The 14,046-nt window shown below is 72.3% G+C and carries 12 protein-coding genes; 2 read left to right on the top strand and 10 right to left on the bottom strand.

Translation table 11 applies throughout. The annotated features are described in order from the left end of the window. Positions 1-122: 122 nt before the first annotated feature. A complete protein-coding gene (locus tag ACFWAR_RS34840) occupies positions 123-1,997 on the bottom strand; it encodes an FAD-dependent monooxygenase (RefSeq protein ID WP_385786246.1) in 1,875 nt (624 codons plus the stop codon). A 259-nt stretch (positions 1,998-2,256) separates the two neighbouring features. On the opposite strand from ACFWAR_RS34840, the gene ACFWAR_RS34835 reads away from it, so the two are divergent. After that, positions 2,257-2,814, top strand: coding sequence for a flavoprotein (locus tag ACFWAR_RS34835; RefSeq protein ID WP_385786244.1), 558 nt, complete (start codon positions 2,257-2,259; stop codon positions 2,812-2,814). Between the two features lie 19 nt (positions 2,815-2,833). Here ACFWAR_RS34835 and ACFWAR_RS34830 read toward each other — a convergent pair whose 3' ends face one another. From ACFWAR_RS34830 to ACFWAR_RS34815, 4 genes are all read right to left on the bottom strand, one after another. Then, complete coding sequence (locus ACFWAR_RS34830; RefSeq protein ID WP_385786241.1) at positions 2,834-3,358, bottom strand: DinB family protein; 525 nt, start codon at positions 3,356-3,358, stop codon at positions 2,834-2,836. 138 nt (positions 3,359-3,496) lie between these two features. Further along, positions 3,497-4,681 carry an NAD-dependent epimerase/dehydratase family protein gene (locus tag ACFWAR_RS34825; protein WP_385786238.1) on the bottom strand — a complete coding sequence of 395 codons (1,185 nt, stop codon included), beginning with the start codon at positions 4,679-4,681 and terminating at the stop codon, positions 3,497-3,499. 224 nt (positions 4,682-4,905) lie between these two features. Beyond that, positions 4,906-6,108: an epoxide hydrolase family protein gene (locus ACFWAR_RS34820; RefSeq protein WP_385786249.1), complete on the bottom strand. Its 1,203-nt coding sequence runs from the start codon at positions 6,106-6,108 to the stop codon at positions 4,906-4,908. Positions 6,109-6,254: 146 nt separating this feature from the next. Continuing rightward, a complete protein-coding gene (locus ACFWAR_RS34815; protein ID WP_385786235.1) occupies positions 6,255-7,109 on the bottom strand; it encodes a BTAD domain-containing putative transcriptional regulator in 855 nt (284 codons plus the stop codon). Between the two features lie 210 nt (positions 7,110-7,319). On the opposite strand from ACFWAR_RS34815, the gene ACFWAR_RS34810 reads away from it, so the two are divergent. Then, positions 7,320-8,192, top strand: a complete 873-nt coding sequence (locus ACFWAR_RS34810; RefSeq protein ID WP_385786232.1) for a BTAD domain-containing putative transcriptional regulator — start codon at positions 7,320-7,322, stop codon at positions 8,190-8,192. 77 nt (positions 8,193-8,269) lie between these two features. Here ACFWAR_RS34810 and ACFWAR_RS34805 read toward each other — a convergent pair whose 3' ends face one another. The 5 genes from ACFWAR_RS34805 to ACFWAR_RS34785 form a co-directional block, all read right to left on the bottom strand. Then, positions 8,270-9,070 carry a ScbR family autoregulator-binding transcription factor gene (locus ACFWAR_RS34805; protein WP_385786229.1) on the bottom strand — a complete coding sequence of 267 codons (801 nt, stop codon included), beginning with the start codon at positions 9,068-9,070 and terminating at the stop codon, positions 8,270-8,272. Positions 9,071-9,183: 113 nt separating this feature from the next. Continuing rightward, positions 9,184-10,047, bottom strand: a complete 864-nt coding sequence (locus ACFWAR_RS34800; protein WP_385786226.1) for a BTAD domain-containing putative transcriptional regulator — start codon at positions 10,045-10,047, stop codon at positions 9,184-9,186. A 297-nt stretch (positions 10,048-10,344) separates the two neighbouring features. Further along, entirely contained in the window at positions 10,345-11,067 is a 723-nt protein-coding gene (locus ACFWAR_RS34795; protein ID WP_385786222.1) for a ScbR family autoregulator-binding transcription factor, read from the bottom strand. 188 nt (positions 11,068-11,255) lie between these two features. Continuing rightward, the gene (locus tag ACFWAR_RS34790) at positions 11,256-11,996 is read right to left on the bottom strand and encodes a ScbR family autoregulator-binding transcription factor (protein WP_385786219.1); all 741 of its coding nucleotides are present in this window, start codon (positions 11,994-11,996) and stop codon (positions 11,256-11,258) included. Positions 11,997-12,418: 422 nt separating this feature from the next. Further along, positions 12,419-13,657 carry a cytochrome P450 gene (locus ACFWAR_RS34785; RefSeq protein WP_385786216.1) on the bottom strand — a complete coding sequence of 413 codons (1,239 nt, stop codon included), beginning with the start codon at positions 13,655-13,657 and terminating at the stop codon, positions 12,419-12,421. Positions 13,658-14,046: the final 389 nt, after the last annotated feature.

Below are 14,046 nucleotides of genomic sequence, written 5' to 3'. Positions count from 1 at the left end.
CCCGCACCCCCCCCCCCCCCCCCCCCCGCGCCCCCCCCCCCCCCCGCCCCCCCCCCCCCCCCCCCGCCGGAGGCACACGAACCACCCACCCCCCGCGGAAGCAAAGACAACACCCCACCCCCTCAAGCACTCCCCGAGCCCCCCTGGACCCGCCCCCGACCCCCCACCGCACCCCCCATTGCCACCCGCACACCCACCCCGCCCAAAGCCCCCGGCAAACCGGCCACCCCCACCCCCTGGGAAGCCACCGCCACCCCCCGGGAAGCCACCGCCACCCCCAACCCCCCTTCCGTCAGCTCACCCCCACCCCCCGCCGCATAGCCGTCCGGCCGCACCAGAACCCACCCCCCGGCAGAGAGCCCCAGCGCCTCCCGCACCCGCCCCCGCGGATCCACCAACGGCCTCGGCCCCGCCCCGGCCCGCCCCGCCCCGGCCCCACCCGCCCCCCGCGACCACCCCGCCCCGCCCCCCACGACCGTCCGCACCGACAACCACCCCGCATGCCGCGCCGCAGCCGCCCGAGCCACCTCCACCGCCTCGCCCGTACCCTCCGGCACGTACAGCAGCGACCACCGCACGTCCCGCAGTTCCCCCCGCAGCTCCTCCGCGACGACCCGCGGACCCCCCGCCAACCCCCCGGGCCGCCCCCCGTACGCCAGGCCGAGCCCCGACATGTCGCCGAGCACCTTCCGCTGGATGACCCGGTGCAGCAGCCCGGTCCCCCGCACGACGCCCATGACGGCCGGCAGCGCCGCCCCCGCCATCGCGTTCGTGACCTGCGCCAGCACCCCCGTACGCTGCGCGGCCCCGAGCAGCGCCCGCGCCACCGGAACCCGCTCCTCCTCGTACGTCCGCAACAGCTCCGGCCCCGTCCAACCCTGGTCGACCATCGCCAGCTTCCAGGCCAGGTTGTAGGCGTCCTGCACACCGACGTTCAGGCCGTGCCCGGAGGCGGGACCGAAGACGTGCGCCGCGTCACCGGCGACGAAGCACCGCCCTTCGCCCATCCGCGTAGCCACCGCCGCCCGAAAGGTGTGCACCGCGCTCCAGAGCGGCACGCCCACCCGCACCTCGCGCCCCAACCCGGCCGACAGCTTCGCGGAGAGCCGCAGTTCCACCGGACGCCCGTCCCCGACCACGTCGGCGGGCGACGAGTCCAGCACCCGCCAGTGCCCGACGCGCCGGTGGGGGATCAGCAACAGCGCCTGACCACCGACGTGCACCCAGTGCACGGTGTCCTGAGCCAACCCGACGAACCCACCCGACGAGCCGGCACCGGAGAGACCAGCGGAACCAAGCGCACCACCGCCACCACCCCCCGCTCCCCCACCCACACCCACCTCCACCACCGCATCCGCCAACTCCCAGACCTCGTCGGCCCCCTCCACCCCCGGCAGCCCCAGCCGCCCCCGGACCGTACTGTCCGCCCCGTCGCACCCGACCAGCCAGGGCACGGCACAGGCCTCCCGCCGCCCGCCGGAGTGCTCCAGGTACGCCCGTACCCCGTGCTCGTCCTGCTCGAAGGACGTCAGCCGCACGCCCCATTCCACCTGGACCCCGAGGCGGGCGGCGGCCTTGCGCAGAACGGCCTCCGTACGGGCCTGCTCGATGACGACGGTGAAGGGGTACCGGGTGGGCGTCGAGCCGTAGTCGGCGTCCAGCCGGACCGGCCGTCCCCCGCCCACGGTCATCGTGAACGCCCGGTTGCGGCGGCCCTGTTCCAGTACGGGTCCCACCACGCCCATCTGGTCGAGCACTTCCAGCGTCCGCGGATGCAAGGTGACGGCCCCGCGCGCAGCGCCCCCGCGCCCACCACCAACACCTCCAGCACCACCCACACCACCCACACCACCCGCACCCACGCGCCCCGGCCCGGCGGCCGCGTCGACCACCCGGACCCGCAGACCCCTGCGGGCCAGTTCGTGCGCGGCGGTCAGCCCGACCGGCCCGGCCCCGACGATCAGTACCCGTGCGCCGGTCCCACTGCTCCGCGGCATGGCGCCGCCCCCTCCCCGTGGGCCGTCAACCCGCCTCCGTGGGTACGGCGTACACGGCGTTCACGGCGTTCCATCCTCGGCAGCACCGCTCGCAGCCGCCCGGACACCCACTGGAGGAAAACAACGGACAGGACCCACGAAACAGACCGCGAAAGAAGGCCACGAAAGAAGGCCCCGGAAGAACGACCCCAGAACCCGACCCGACGTATCCACCGCACACCGGTGACCCGCCGGCACGGAGATGTGATCCCATGATCATATGAAGAGGACCCTTTATCTGCTCTGCTCCGCCGCTCCGCCCGTCTTCGACGTGGCCCACGTCATCGAGGACGCACAGGCCCGTGGCTGGGACGTGTGCCTCGGTCTGACCCCCACCGCGGCGCACTGGGTGGCCGGGAGCCTCGACGGACTGGCGGCCCTGACCGGGCACGCCGTGCGCTGGCAGTACAAGCTGCCCGGCGAGCCGGACGTATGGCCCGCCGCGGACGCCCTGCTCTTCGCCCCCGCCACCTTCAACTCGGTGAACGCCTGGGCCCTCGGCCTCACCGACCGCTTCGTGATCGGCTCGGCCGCGGAGGCCATCGGCAAGGGCACGCCCGTCGTGGCGATGCCGTGCGCGAACGCCGCCCTGGCCGCCCACCCGCAGTTCGACCAGAGCGTGGCCGTCCTGCGGGCGGCGGGCGTCGACTTCCTCTACGGAGAGGGCGGCTTCGTACCCGGCCCGGCGGGCCCGGACGCCCCCGCCCACTTCCCGTGGGCCGCGGCCCTGGACGCGGTGGACCGCCGCATCGCCACCGCGAACGGCGGCGCGGTCTGACGTCCCCCGGGGCCGCCCTTCACTCCCCCGTCACGCCGTCGATCGCCTCGCGCAGCAGATCGGCATGGCCGTTGTGGCGGGCGTACTCCTCGATCATGTGGGTCAGGACGTAGTGCAGGGAGTAGACCTCGTCGATCTCGCGCTTCTCGTCCACGTACCGACCGGTGACGTCGAGGGACTCGGCCGCGTCGACGATGGCCCGGGACAGCCCGCAGGTCCACTCCCACTTCTCGAAGGCCTCCTGCGGGTCGGCGTCCTCGACCTCCCACTCGGTCCACCGCCCGGCGGCGTCGCGCGGCCAGTACCCGCGCACGTCCTCGCCGTTGATGACGTTGCGGAACCAGCCCCGCTCGACCTCGGCCAGGTGGCGGACCAGCCCGAGCAGGGTGAGCCCGGTGGTCGGGATCGGTTTGCTGCGCAGCTGTTCGGCCGTCAGGCCCGTGCACTTCATCATCAGGGTGTCGCGCTGGAACTGGAGCGTGCTGGTGAGCGTGGCGCGTTCGTCGCCCACCTGGACCGGAAGGGTTCTCTGTTCATCGAGCATCGGGTGATCATGCACGCCACGCACCCGCCCCCACCCGCCATTCCACCTACTGGACGCGCACCGGCCCACCTGCCGGACCACCCCTGCCGGACCACCCCACCGGGCCGCCCCACCAGCCGGACCACCCACGGGCACACCTCACCGGCAGGCACCCACCTCCGCCCCCACCGGCGCGACCCGCCGCCCACGACGCTGCCCGGGCACCAGCCCGGCCAACAGCCCGGCCCCCGCTCCCCACCCCACAGCACCCGCACCCGCACCCGCACCCGCACCCGCAGCAACACCCACACCAGCACCAGCACCAGCACCAGCACCAGCCCTATCCACCCCAGCACCAGCACCAGCCCCCGACACGTCCGCCTCCGCCTCCACCGACACCTCAACCTCCGGCGCCACCCCACCCCGCGCCCGGTACCACGCGGCCGCCACCCCCAGCCTCCGCAGCGGCCCGGGCCCCGGGTCGACCCCGCCCAGCGCCCAGGCCGTGTCGCTGCGGTACCACATGTCCCCGGCCAGCAGCGAGAACTGACGCTCGCTCACCCACCCGGGCCGCGCCCGCAGCCCCGCCAGGCAGGCATCCCACTCCAGCGAGCCGCCCGCCCCCGGCGCATGCGGCAGCACCCCGTACTCCGCCAGGGCCCCCATCAGCGCCCCGTTGCGCACCGGCTCCGGGTGCCCCGCGTGCAGCACCCCGCCCGGCAGCGCCCGCGGGGTCACGGCGAGGGCGGCGAGCAAACGTGCCAGGTCCATGACATCCACGAAGGAGGCGAGCCCTTTCCCCCCGGCCCAGCCGGCCGGCACCCGCCGGAAGGCGTCCACCAGCGCCGGCACGGCCCACCGGTCTCCGTAACCGGTCACCAGCGGGGCCCGCAGCACCGTGCCGCCCGCGGCCAGCACCGGAGCCTCCCCCGCGAGCCGACTGCGACTGGCGGCCGACACCGGCGCGGGGTCCAACTCGCCCTCCCCCGCACCTCGGTGCGGCCCGGGCCCGTACACCGCACAGGTCGAAAGGTGCACGATCCGCGGCACTCCGGCCCGACGCGCCTCCGCCATCAGGGCCGACGTACCGCGGACGTTCACGTCGTCGCAGCGCCGCTCGTCCCCACCGACGTACGAGGCGAGCGAGAGCAGGACCGAGGCCCCGTCGCACAGCCCGCGCAAGGAATCGGGATCCCCCAGGTCCCCGCACACCCCGCCTGTGCCCGCCCGACCGCCCGGCACCCGGCGCTCCCGCGAGAGGACGCGCACCGCAGCCCCCTCACCGAGCAATCTGCGCACCACCGCCGAGCCCACGAACCCGGTTCCCCCGCTGATCACGATCATCACGCCACCCCCCGGCCGACTGCCCCACAGAAAAAAAGAGAACGCCCTTTATGTTATGAGGGCGTTCTCTCTTCGCGCAGGCGTTCGGCGTGGTTTCCCGCACATCCCTACCCGGACGGCGCGGCCATCACCCGACGACCGTCACCCGGCAGTCACTGCACCAGCCACTCCCCCAACAGCCCCACCAGCAGCTCCCCCAGCCACTCACCCAGCAGCTCCCGCCCTCACCCGAGCCCCAGCCCCCGCCCCTGCTCCCCCTCCCGGAAGAACGCACGCACGTCCCCCACCAACAACTCCGGCACCTCCATCGCGGCGAAGTGCCCGCCCCGGTCGTAAGAGGTCCACCGCACGACGTTGTCCGTCCGTGCCGCGACGTGCCGCAGCGGGATGAAGTTGTCCCGCGGGAAGTCGGCGAGGGCCGTCGGCGTCGCCGACGGCTCCGGGGGCCCGCCGTAGTACGCCGCGTGCGCCCGCTCGTAGTAGATCCGCGCCGCCGACCCGGCCGTGCCGGTCAGCCAGTACAACATCACGTTCGTGAGCACCTGGTCCCGGTCCACCGGGCACCGCGGATCGGTCCACTCCACGAACTTCTCGCCGATCCAGGCCAGGAGTCCCACCGGCGAATCGTTCAGCCCGTACGCCAGGGTCTGCGGCCGGGTCGCCTGGATGTCCGCGTACCCCTGCCGCTCCCGCGCCCACACCCGGTAGCGCTCCCAGGAAGCCACCGTCCGCTCCCGCTCGGCCGGGCTCAACCCCTCGAGTTCCGCCTCGCCCGGCGCGGCGACGGCGCCCGCCCCGGGCAGCAGGTTCAGGTGGACCCCGATGACCCGCTCCGGCCGGATCCGGCCCAGCTCCCGGGAGATCGCGGCCCCCCAGTCGCCGCCCTGCACCCCGTACGCCGGGTACTCCAGCCGCTCCATCAGTTCGGCGAAGGCCCGCGCGACCCGCTTGAACTCCCACCCGGTTGCGGTCGTGGGCCCGGAGAGGCCGAAGCCGGGAATGCTCGGAAGCACCAGGTGGAAGGCGTCGCGCGGATCCCCGCCGTGCGCCCGCGGATCGGTGAGCGGCCCGACGACCCGCTCGAACTCCACGATCGAGCCCGGCCAGCCGTGGGTCATCAGCAACGGGGTCGCGTCCGGCTCGGGCGAGCGCACGTGGGCGAAGTGCACCCGCGCCCCGTCGATGACCGTGGTGAACTGCGGCCACTCGTTCAGCCGCGTCTCGGCCGCCCGCCAGTCGTAGCCGTGGCGCCAGTACCCGGCCAGCTCCCGCAGGTGGTCACCGGGAACGCCGTAGTCCCATCCCACCCCGGGCAGTTCGGAGGGCCACCGCGTCCGGTCCAACCGCTCCGCCAGGTCGTCCAGTTCCCGCTGCGGCACATCAAGCCGAAAGGCCCGCAGCGAAGCACCACCCGAACGCCCACCCACACCCGAATCCCGCACCACAAGATCATCGTCCACGGGCCGGATGCTAATGCACTAGCGCGCCCTCACCAGCGACCTCACCAGCGCCCTCAGAAGCCCCATCCCCGCCCCCTCACCAGGGCCCTCAGGAGCACCCTCCCCCCTCCCCCTCAAGCGGCGTACAGATCGAAGGTCGACCCCCGCTTCGGCCCCGCCGCCACGTCCAGCGCCGGATCCACCGTCAGCATCGCCTGGTGCAGCCGCTGCAACTGCGGCGAGGGCTCCACGCCCAGGTCCTCGATCAGCCGGGTCCGCAGCCGCCGGTACACGTCCAGCGCCCGCGCCTGCCGCCCCGACCGGTACAGCGCCACCATCGCCTGCGAGTGCAACCCCTCGTGCTGCGGGTGCCGGGCGATCATCTCCGCCAGCTCCGCGAGCAGTTCCCCGTGCCGCCCGAGCCGCAGGTCGACGTCGATCCGCCGCTCCATGGTGACCAGCCGGGACTCCTCCAGCCGCATGACCTCGATCTCCAGGATCGGCCCCACCCGTACGTCGACCAGGGCCGGCCCCTGCCACAGCGCCAACGCCTTGCGCAGCTGCGCCGCCGCGCCCTCGTCGTCCCCGGCCTCGAAGGAGGCGTGGCCTCCGGCCACCAGGGTCTCGTACTCGAAGACGTCCAAGCACTCCGGCGGTATCTGGAGCAGGTACCCCCCGTGCCGCGTGGCCAGAATGTCCTTGGCACCGCCGCCCGCGCCGTCCAGTCCGCCCGGCTCCGCACCCGGGCCGCCCGGGCCCATCGCGGTGCCCAGTCTTCGGCGCAGCTGGAGTATGTAGGTCTGCAGCGTGGTCAGCGCACTCTGCGGCAGGTCCGTGCCCCAGATCTCCTCCATGAGGGTGGGCACCGGCATCACCCTGCCCGGATACAGCGCGAGGAGGGTCAGGATCTGCCGGGGCTTGCGCGCTGTCGGAACGATCGATCCCCCGTTGACCTCGGCACTCAACGGACCCAGAACCCGAAACTTCACGGTCTCCTCCGCACGTCGTCGAGCTACCTCGCTTTTCGGCCGTACCCGGCCTTCGACTCACGAAAGATAGCCGGGCCCCACGCGATGTCACCGCATTCTCAAGCCCCTTTCGAGGCCACCTCGATGGGGCTTGACCGGCGCCCTTCCGACAGCTGCTAGATTCCGCTCGAAGGCGTACGAAATGACGTACGAAGGGGGATCGCCACCGTCATGGAATTCCTTCTCCTCGGTCCGGTCGAGGCACTCGATCCGCGTACGGGCGCCCGTAGCGCCCCCTCGGGAGCCAAACAGCGCGCCCTGCTCGGCGCGCTCGCCGTGCACCGCGGCCGGGTCCTCTCCGCGGACCGGCTGATCGACGAGCTCTGGGGCGACGCCCCGCCCGCCGCCGCGGCCGGCGCGCTCCAGGCCCACATCGGCCGGCTGCGCCGCTCCCTGCACGCGGTCGACGGCCGCGACCACATCGCCACCGGACCGGCCGGCTACCGACTGCGCGGCACGGCGTGCGGAACCGACGCGGGGGCCTTCGAACGGCTGTCGTCCGAAGGCCGCGCGGCCCTCCCCACCGATCCGGTACGCGCCGCCGACCTGCTCCGTCGCTCGCTCGCCCGGTGGCGCGGCGCACCGCTGGAAGGCGCGTCGGGCGGCCGGCTCTGCGCGGCGGAGGCGGACCGCCTCGGGGAACTACGACTGACCACGCAGGAAGCCCTGTACGAGGCCTGCCTGGCGGAGCCGCACGCCGACCACCGGCTCCTGGCCCGGGAACTGGAGCGCCTCGTCGCCGACCACCCGACCCAGGAGCGCCTCTACGACCTCCTGATGGTGGCCCTGTGCCGCGGCGGCCGCCGCTCGGAGGCGCTGGGCGTCTACGAACGGGCGCGCCGACGGCTGCGCACCGAACTCGGCGTGGAACCGGGCCCCGCGCTGCGCGCCCGGGCCGCGGAAATCCTGGAGGACCCCACGGAGAGCCCCGCCTCGGGAACGGCCGCGGCACTGCTCGACCTCGGCACCGAAATATCCCGCCTGAGCGCCCGCGTCGACGAACTCACACGCCGCCTGAATTCCACTGGAGCACTCACAGGCTGACGCGAAGCAACGGACGGACGGAAAGAAGGGTGACGAAATCCAGAATCAAAGAGCCAAAGAGCCAAGGAATCAAGGAATCAAGCCCCGAACCCAGCCCCAGCCCCAGCCGTCACACCGTCGAACCCACCCTCGGACTCGGACTCGGACTCGGACTCCACCCCAAGCTCCGCCCGAAGCCCCGACCCAAGCCCAGGCCCCGCCTCGAGCTCCGACTCCGACTCCAACTCCGGCTCGGGATCCACCCCGGCCCCCGCCCACAGCGGCGCCGCCGCCCGCGTCCGGTACTCCCCTTCGCGCCCGGCGGCCACCACGCTGGGCAGGAGCAGCGCCCACAGCTCCGCCACCTTGCGCTGTAACTCCCCGTACGGCATGCCGGTCCCGGACATGCCCTCGATCCCGCACGCGGCGGCCGCGACCAGCGACTCCGCGTTCTCCCAGCGCCGCTCCGCACACAGCTCGCCCGTGTCCCGGGCCTGCCGCAGCAGTGTGCACACCACGGTGAGCCACGTCCGCTGGAAGTCGATCACCGGTGGCTGGTGACCCGCGCACTCCTTGGTGATCCGGAAACTCGCCGGGATCGCCGGATCCTCGTGCAGCATCCGCGCCATCCAGTGCGTGGTGTCGATCAACGCCTGCAACGGGGAGGCCCCGCCCTCGCGCAGCGACCGTACCGACGCGTGCAGCAGTGCGCAGCCCCGCTGCTGCACCGCCTCCGCGAGTTCGTCCTTGGAGGCGAAGTGGAAGTACAGCGCCCCCTTGGTCACTCCGGCAGCGCCCGCGATGTCACCCAGGGTCGCGTTCGCGTATCCATTGCGGTGGAACAACTCGGCCCCGGCGCCGACGAGCCGCCTGCGGGTCCGCTCCGACCTCTCCTGCACCGCACCGTCCCCTCTCGTCCCGCGCAGCCGAGCCGCGGCACTCGCCTTCACACCCTCGTGCCCAGCGCTACACCGCTCCGCGGCCAGGGCCGCACCCGCACCCGCACCCGGCATCAGACGCGGACGAGTCGCTCGCCGCCCGCGTCCGTCGCCTCCGCCAGGCTCTCGGGGCCGGCCATCAGGATCGAGCGCTGCAACCGGCGCAGGGCGGCGGACGGTTCGAGCCCGAGCTCGCGCACGAGCATGCCGCGCAGCCGCTGGTAGACGTCCAGGGCCTCACCGCGCCGTCCGGAGCGGTGCAGGGCGAGCATGAACTGCCCGTGCAGGTTCTCGTGCGTGCGGTAGCGGCTCGCCAGCACCGTCAGCTCGGCCAGCAGTTCACGGTGGCGTCCCAGTCGCAGGTCCGCCTCGATGCGCTGGTCGAGCGCGCACAGCCGGGTCTCCTCCAGCCGCCGGGTCTCCATGTCGAGCTGCACACCGCCCTGTACGTCGGCGAAGGCGGGCCCCGACCACAGGGCGAGGGCCTCGCGCAGCAGCCGAGCCGCACCGGGGAAGTCCCCGGCGTCCATCGCGCGGTAGCCGGTCCCGGCCAGCCGGTCGAACTCCCGCACGTCGCTCGTACCGCCGTTGCTGTTCAGCAGGTATCCGCCGGGCAGCGTGACGAGGACGTCCTTCGCGGTCCGCCCTGCGGCGGCGACCGCGGGTGCGCCCCCCTCGGGGTCCGCCTCCGGGTCCCGCTCCGGCTCCAGCGCCGTCGCGATCAGTGCGCGTAACTGCAGCACGTACGTCTGCAGGGTGGTCCGTGCGCTGCGCGGCGGTTCGCCCGCCCACAGCTCCTCGATCAGTGCCGACACCGGCACGACCTGGTCGGCATGGAGCGCGAGGAGCGCCAGGACCTGCCGGGGCTTGGGGGCGGTCGGCGTGATGGAGATTCCGTTCTCCCGCACGGCCAGTGCGCCCAGTACATCGATGTCCACGCCGTACTCCCCTGTCCTTGGATGAGTCGCAATCTCAGTAGAAAACAGGACCGACGGTTTGTCAATATCAAACCGGTTGCGCTGTTTTGCAGCCCAGCCGCGCCCTAGCCACGCTCAAGAACCCACTCTGAACAGGGGAGTTGTACGTCGATCAGCGCATCGGAGCGCACTCGGCGGCCCTAGGCCACCCCTCAACGGGGCCTACAGATCGGCCTCCGGAGGTCACAAAGCAGACCGCACGGTCTCGTTCAACACCCAGCCCCAGCCAGCACCTGACCCGGCACCCGCCCCCACCCCTTAGCCGGCACCGGCCCCCACACCCGAGCCACCACCAGACTCCGCCCCCACACCCGAGCCACCACCCGGCTCCACCCCCACACCCCGCCCCACCCACCGCCCGGTCCCCTCGGCCACCAGACCCCCCAGCGCCCCCTGCGTGGCGAGCCGCGGCAGCATCAGGGTCCAGAACCGGGTCAGGGTTTCCCGCGAGACCCAGTCCCGCTCCTCGGCACCCAGCACCTCCAGCCCCACCATCGAGGCCACCACCGCGTTCGCGGCATCCTTCGGCAACACCCCCTCCGCCAACGCACCCCCGCACGCCGCGGACCGGACCACCTCGTCCACCCACACCTGCCACTGGCGCCGCAGGTCCACTCCGCTGCCCCGCGAGACGTCCGCGCACAGTCCGAATCCGGCCCGCACCACGACGTCCTCCGCGAGCAGGGCCATCAGCTCGTGCGTGGAATCCACCAGCACCTGCAACGCGTTCGCGGCCAGTTCGGCCGCGCCGCCCGGTCGCCCCGAGGTGATCCGCCGCAGTGCCTCCACCGCACGGCCCTCCACGGCTCCGGCCAGCGCCGTCTTGCTCTCGAAGTGGAAGTGCAGGCCTCCGGCGCTCACTCCGGCCCGCTTGCTGATCATCGCGATCGACGCGGTGCCGAACCCCTCCTCGGAGAACACCTCCGCGGCGCAGCGCACCAGGGTTTCACGCGTGCGGGCGGCACGTTCCTGCTTGACCATGGAGTCTCCACAAACCGCCCTCGCGGTTTGCCCAAGGGAGTAAAAGATCTTCAGCCGACACAGTCAGCGCCCCCGCTGGAGCGGCGCTCGCGCCGCGCCGGAGCGGGCAGGTGAACGGCGCTCGACCACCGGCCCAACCGGGGCCTCCCGGTCACCGCCCCGCGGACCCGCCGCCGGAACTCCCGGACCTACCGCCGCGCCGCGAACCCGACACCCGCACCCGTACGCGCACCGGCATCGGCCCCGGCCCCGGCACCCGCCCCAGGAGCCCCGGCCCCCGCCTTCCCCTCCGCGAGGGACTCCAACTCCAGGGCCACCCGGTGCCCGCGGTCCGGCGCCATGTCCAGCCGACCGAGCATCGCGGGCGTCGAGATGCTCGGGTAGATGTGCTGGTAGACGGAGGCCACCCGGTCCTCGATGTCCGCGCGGTCGTTGAGGGTCTGCGAATAGATCTGCGCACCCGTCCAGCACGCCGAGAGGATCCAGGCCGTCTCGGCGGGGTCCACGTGCGGCAGCAGTTCACCCTGCTGCTTCGCCTGGACCAGCAGTTCACGGGTGAATTCGATCCAGCCCGGCACCGATCCGCCCCCGAAGATCTCGCGCATCCCGGGGCCGAGCGAGAGCCGCGCCCCCGCGCTGAGCATCGGTTCGAACTTCATCCGGTGGGCCAGCAGCATCGCCACGTCGACGAGCTCCTGGAGCTTGCTCTCCCTGGAAGGCACCCCGGCTTCGCCGAACTGCTCGTCGAGCACGCCCTGCGCCAACTCCTGCTTCGAGGCGAAGTGGAAGTACAGGGCGCCCTTGGTGACGCCCGCGCGCGCGAGGATGTCCGCGATGGTGGCTGCGTCGTAACCGCGCTCGTCGAAGACCGAAGCGGCCGCCTCCAAGATCGCGCGACGCGTACGGACCGCACGTTCCTGTCGTGCCACGGTGCCTCCGTTGTCCAGGGTCGGTTCAGGCTGGGTCCTGCGAACAGGATCCACCACCCCCGATAAAACCAACCAGAAGGTCCGTATTTTATCAAGCGGACTATAGCCACCCCTTGGTCCGGCACGGGCGTCGCTCCCCCGCCCGCCCCCGGCCGGGCCGCACCCGCCCCCTCTCGCCCCGCCCTCCTCCTGCACCCCAACGGATCGAAGCGCCCGAAGCGACCTCGACGCCCCTCGGACTCCCCCGTCCGGACGACGGAGGAGCCCGACGCATCTATGTCAAGTCGACCCGCACAGCCCCCTTTTGGGACCGCCGATCGCCGGCAACCACATACCCCCAACCTCACCCCACCCCAGCCCCCACCCCACCCCACCCCACCCCACCCCACTCCACCCCACCCCACCCCAGCTCCCACCCCCACCTAACGAGCAGCGCCGAGCACCACCGGCAGCTCCTTGAACCCGTTGGAGATGAACGACTCGACCTTGCGCAGCTCCTCCGGCCGAACGGCCAGCGAGACCTCGGGGAAGCGCTCGAAGAGCCTCCGCAGTCCCACGCCGCACTCCAGCCGGGCCAGCGAGGCGCCCAGGCAGTAGTGCGTGCCGAACCCGAAGGAGAGGTGCTCCCCGCGGGTGGCCCGGGTGAGGTCGAAGCGATCCGCGTCCGGGCCGTGCACCGCGGGATCCCGTCCGGCCGAGGCGAACGAGACGACGATGGGGGCGCCCCGGGGTATCACCACCCCGTCCTCCATCTCGATGTCCTCGACCGCGAAGCGCATCAGGGCGTAGGTCGCGGGCGGCTCCAGCCGCAGCGCCTCCTCGACCGCGTCCTCCCACGCGGCCTTGCCGCCGCGCAGCAGCTCCAACTGGTCCGGGTTGCGCAGCAGTTCGTAGACCGCCGAGCAGATCAGGTTCACCGACGTCTCGTATCCGGCCGTGAACAGCAGGATCAGGTTGTCGATCAGCTCCTTCTCGCTCAGCCGGGAGCCGTCGCCCTCGTCACGGGTGTTGATCAGGGCCGTGGTCATGTCGTCGCCGGGGTGCTCCCGCCGGTGGGCGAGCAGCTCCGTCATCGTGACGTAGAGCAGCTCCCCGTTGGCCTGGGCGTCCTTCGCGGTGATCGTCGTGTCGAAGAAGCCCTTGATGATCCTGTGCAGCGGCTCCCACGACTGCTGCGGGATCCCGAACAGCTCGAAGACGATCCGGGTCGGCAGGTCGTGCGCGAAGACGGTGCGCAGGTCCACCACCTCGCCCTGAGGCAGTGCGGCCATCCGGTCGAGGAGCTCGTCCGCGACCTCCTCGATCCTCGGCAGCATCCGGGCGACCCGGCGCGCGGTGAAGGTGGCCACCACGGGCTTGCGCAGCCGGGTGTGCTCCGAACCGTAGGCGGTGATCATGTTCTGTACGGAGACCCAGATGGCCAGCGGCCATTCCTCGCCGACCTCCCCGTTGGCCCAGGCGGGCCAGTGCCGGTAGGCGTCCTTGGAGACCCGGGGGTCGACCAGCAGCCGCCGTATCGTCTGGCTCCCGCTGATCACCCATCCGGTCACCCCACCCGGCAGGGCCACCGGAGTGGCCGTCCCCCGCTGGTGCAGAAGGGCCGCCTCGCCGTGGATGTCGGCTCCTGACGGGTCGAGCGCATAGGGGCACTGACGGTTCATTCGGTGATCTCCAGTTGGTCGGCGATGGATCGGCGATGGATCGGCAAGGAGCTGACGACACATTGGCGACGGGGTGCGCAGGTTGCTCCACACCCCGTATTCCAAACCGCTCAACCGGTTTCTAACTCACCAGCGGCGGGCTCAAGTTTGGCACCGGCCCCACTCGCGCGCCAGCAGAGCCGAGCGAGTCGACCTACACTCGACGATGGCTTGAATTCCCCTCACGGACGCGTACGTGCCAACACCCCGTCGGACCGGGGCATATGACCGGAAGACCAGCTCTCACTTGGCGCGGAACCTGGCCGTCTCCGCCAACACCGTCCGACCGGAACTTCGCTGGTGAGACCCGCCCGAGAGTGCCTCAAACCCCTCGTCCGCGATGTTGACAT

It is taken from the genome of Streptomyces sp. NPDC059917 (assembly GCF_042730635.1).
In the GTDB taxonomy this organism is placed as follows: domain Bacteria; phylum Actinomycetota; class Actinomycetes; order Streptomycetales; family Streptomycetaceae; genus Streptomyces.
This window is presented reverse-complemented; position numbering and strand designations above follow the sequence as displayed.

Excerpts from the sequence above, each read along its gene's own strand:
- ACFWAR_RS34840 (WP_385786246.1), bottom strand. The coding sequence starts at position 1,997 with ATGCCGCGGAGCAGTGGGACCGGCGCACGGGTACTGATCGTCGGGGCC.
- ACFWAR_RS34835 (WP_385786244.1), top strand. The coding sequence starts at position 2,257 with ATGAAGAGGACCCTTTATCTGCTCTGCTCCGCCGCTCCGCCCGTCTTC.
- ACFWAR_RS34830 (WP_385786241.1), bottom strand. The coding sequence starts at position 3,358 with ATGCTCGATGAACAGAGAACCCTTCCGGTCCAGGTGGGCGACGAACGC.
- ACFWAR_RS34825 (WP_385786238.1), bottom strand. The coding sequence starts at position 4,681 with ATGATCGTGATCAGCGGGGGAACCGGGTTCGTGGGCTCGGCGGTGGTG.
- ACFWAR_RS34810 (WP_385786232.1), top strand. The coding sequence starts at position 7,320 with ATGGAATTCCTTCTCCTCGGTCCGGTCGAGGCACTCGATCCGCGTACG.
- ACFWAR_RS34795 (WP_385786222.1), bottom strand. The coding sequence starts at position 11,067 with ATGGTCAAGCAGGAACGTGCCGCCCGCACGCGTGAAACCCTGGTGCGC.
- ACFWAR_RS34785 (WP_385786216.1), bottom strand. The coding sequence starts at position 13,657 with ATGAACCGTCAGTGCCCCTATGCGCTCGACCCGTCAGGAGCCGACATC.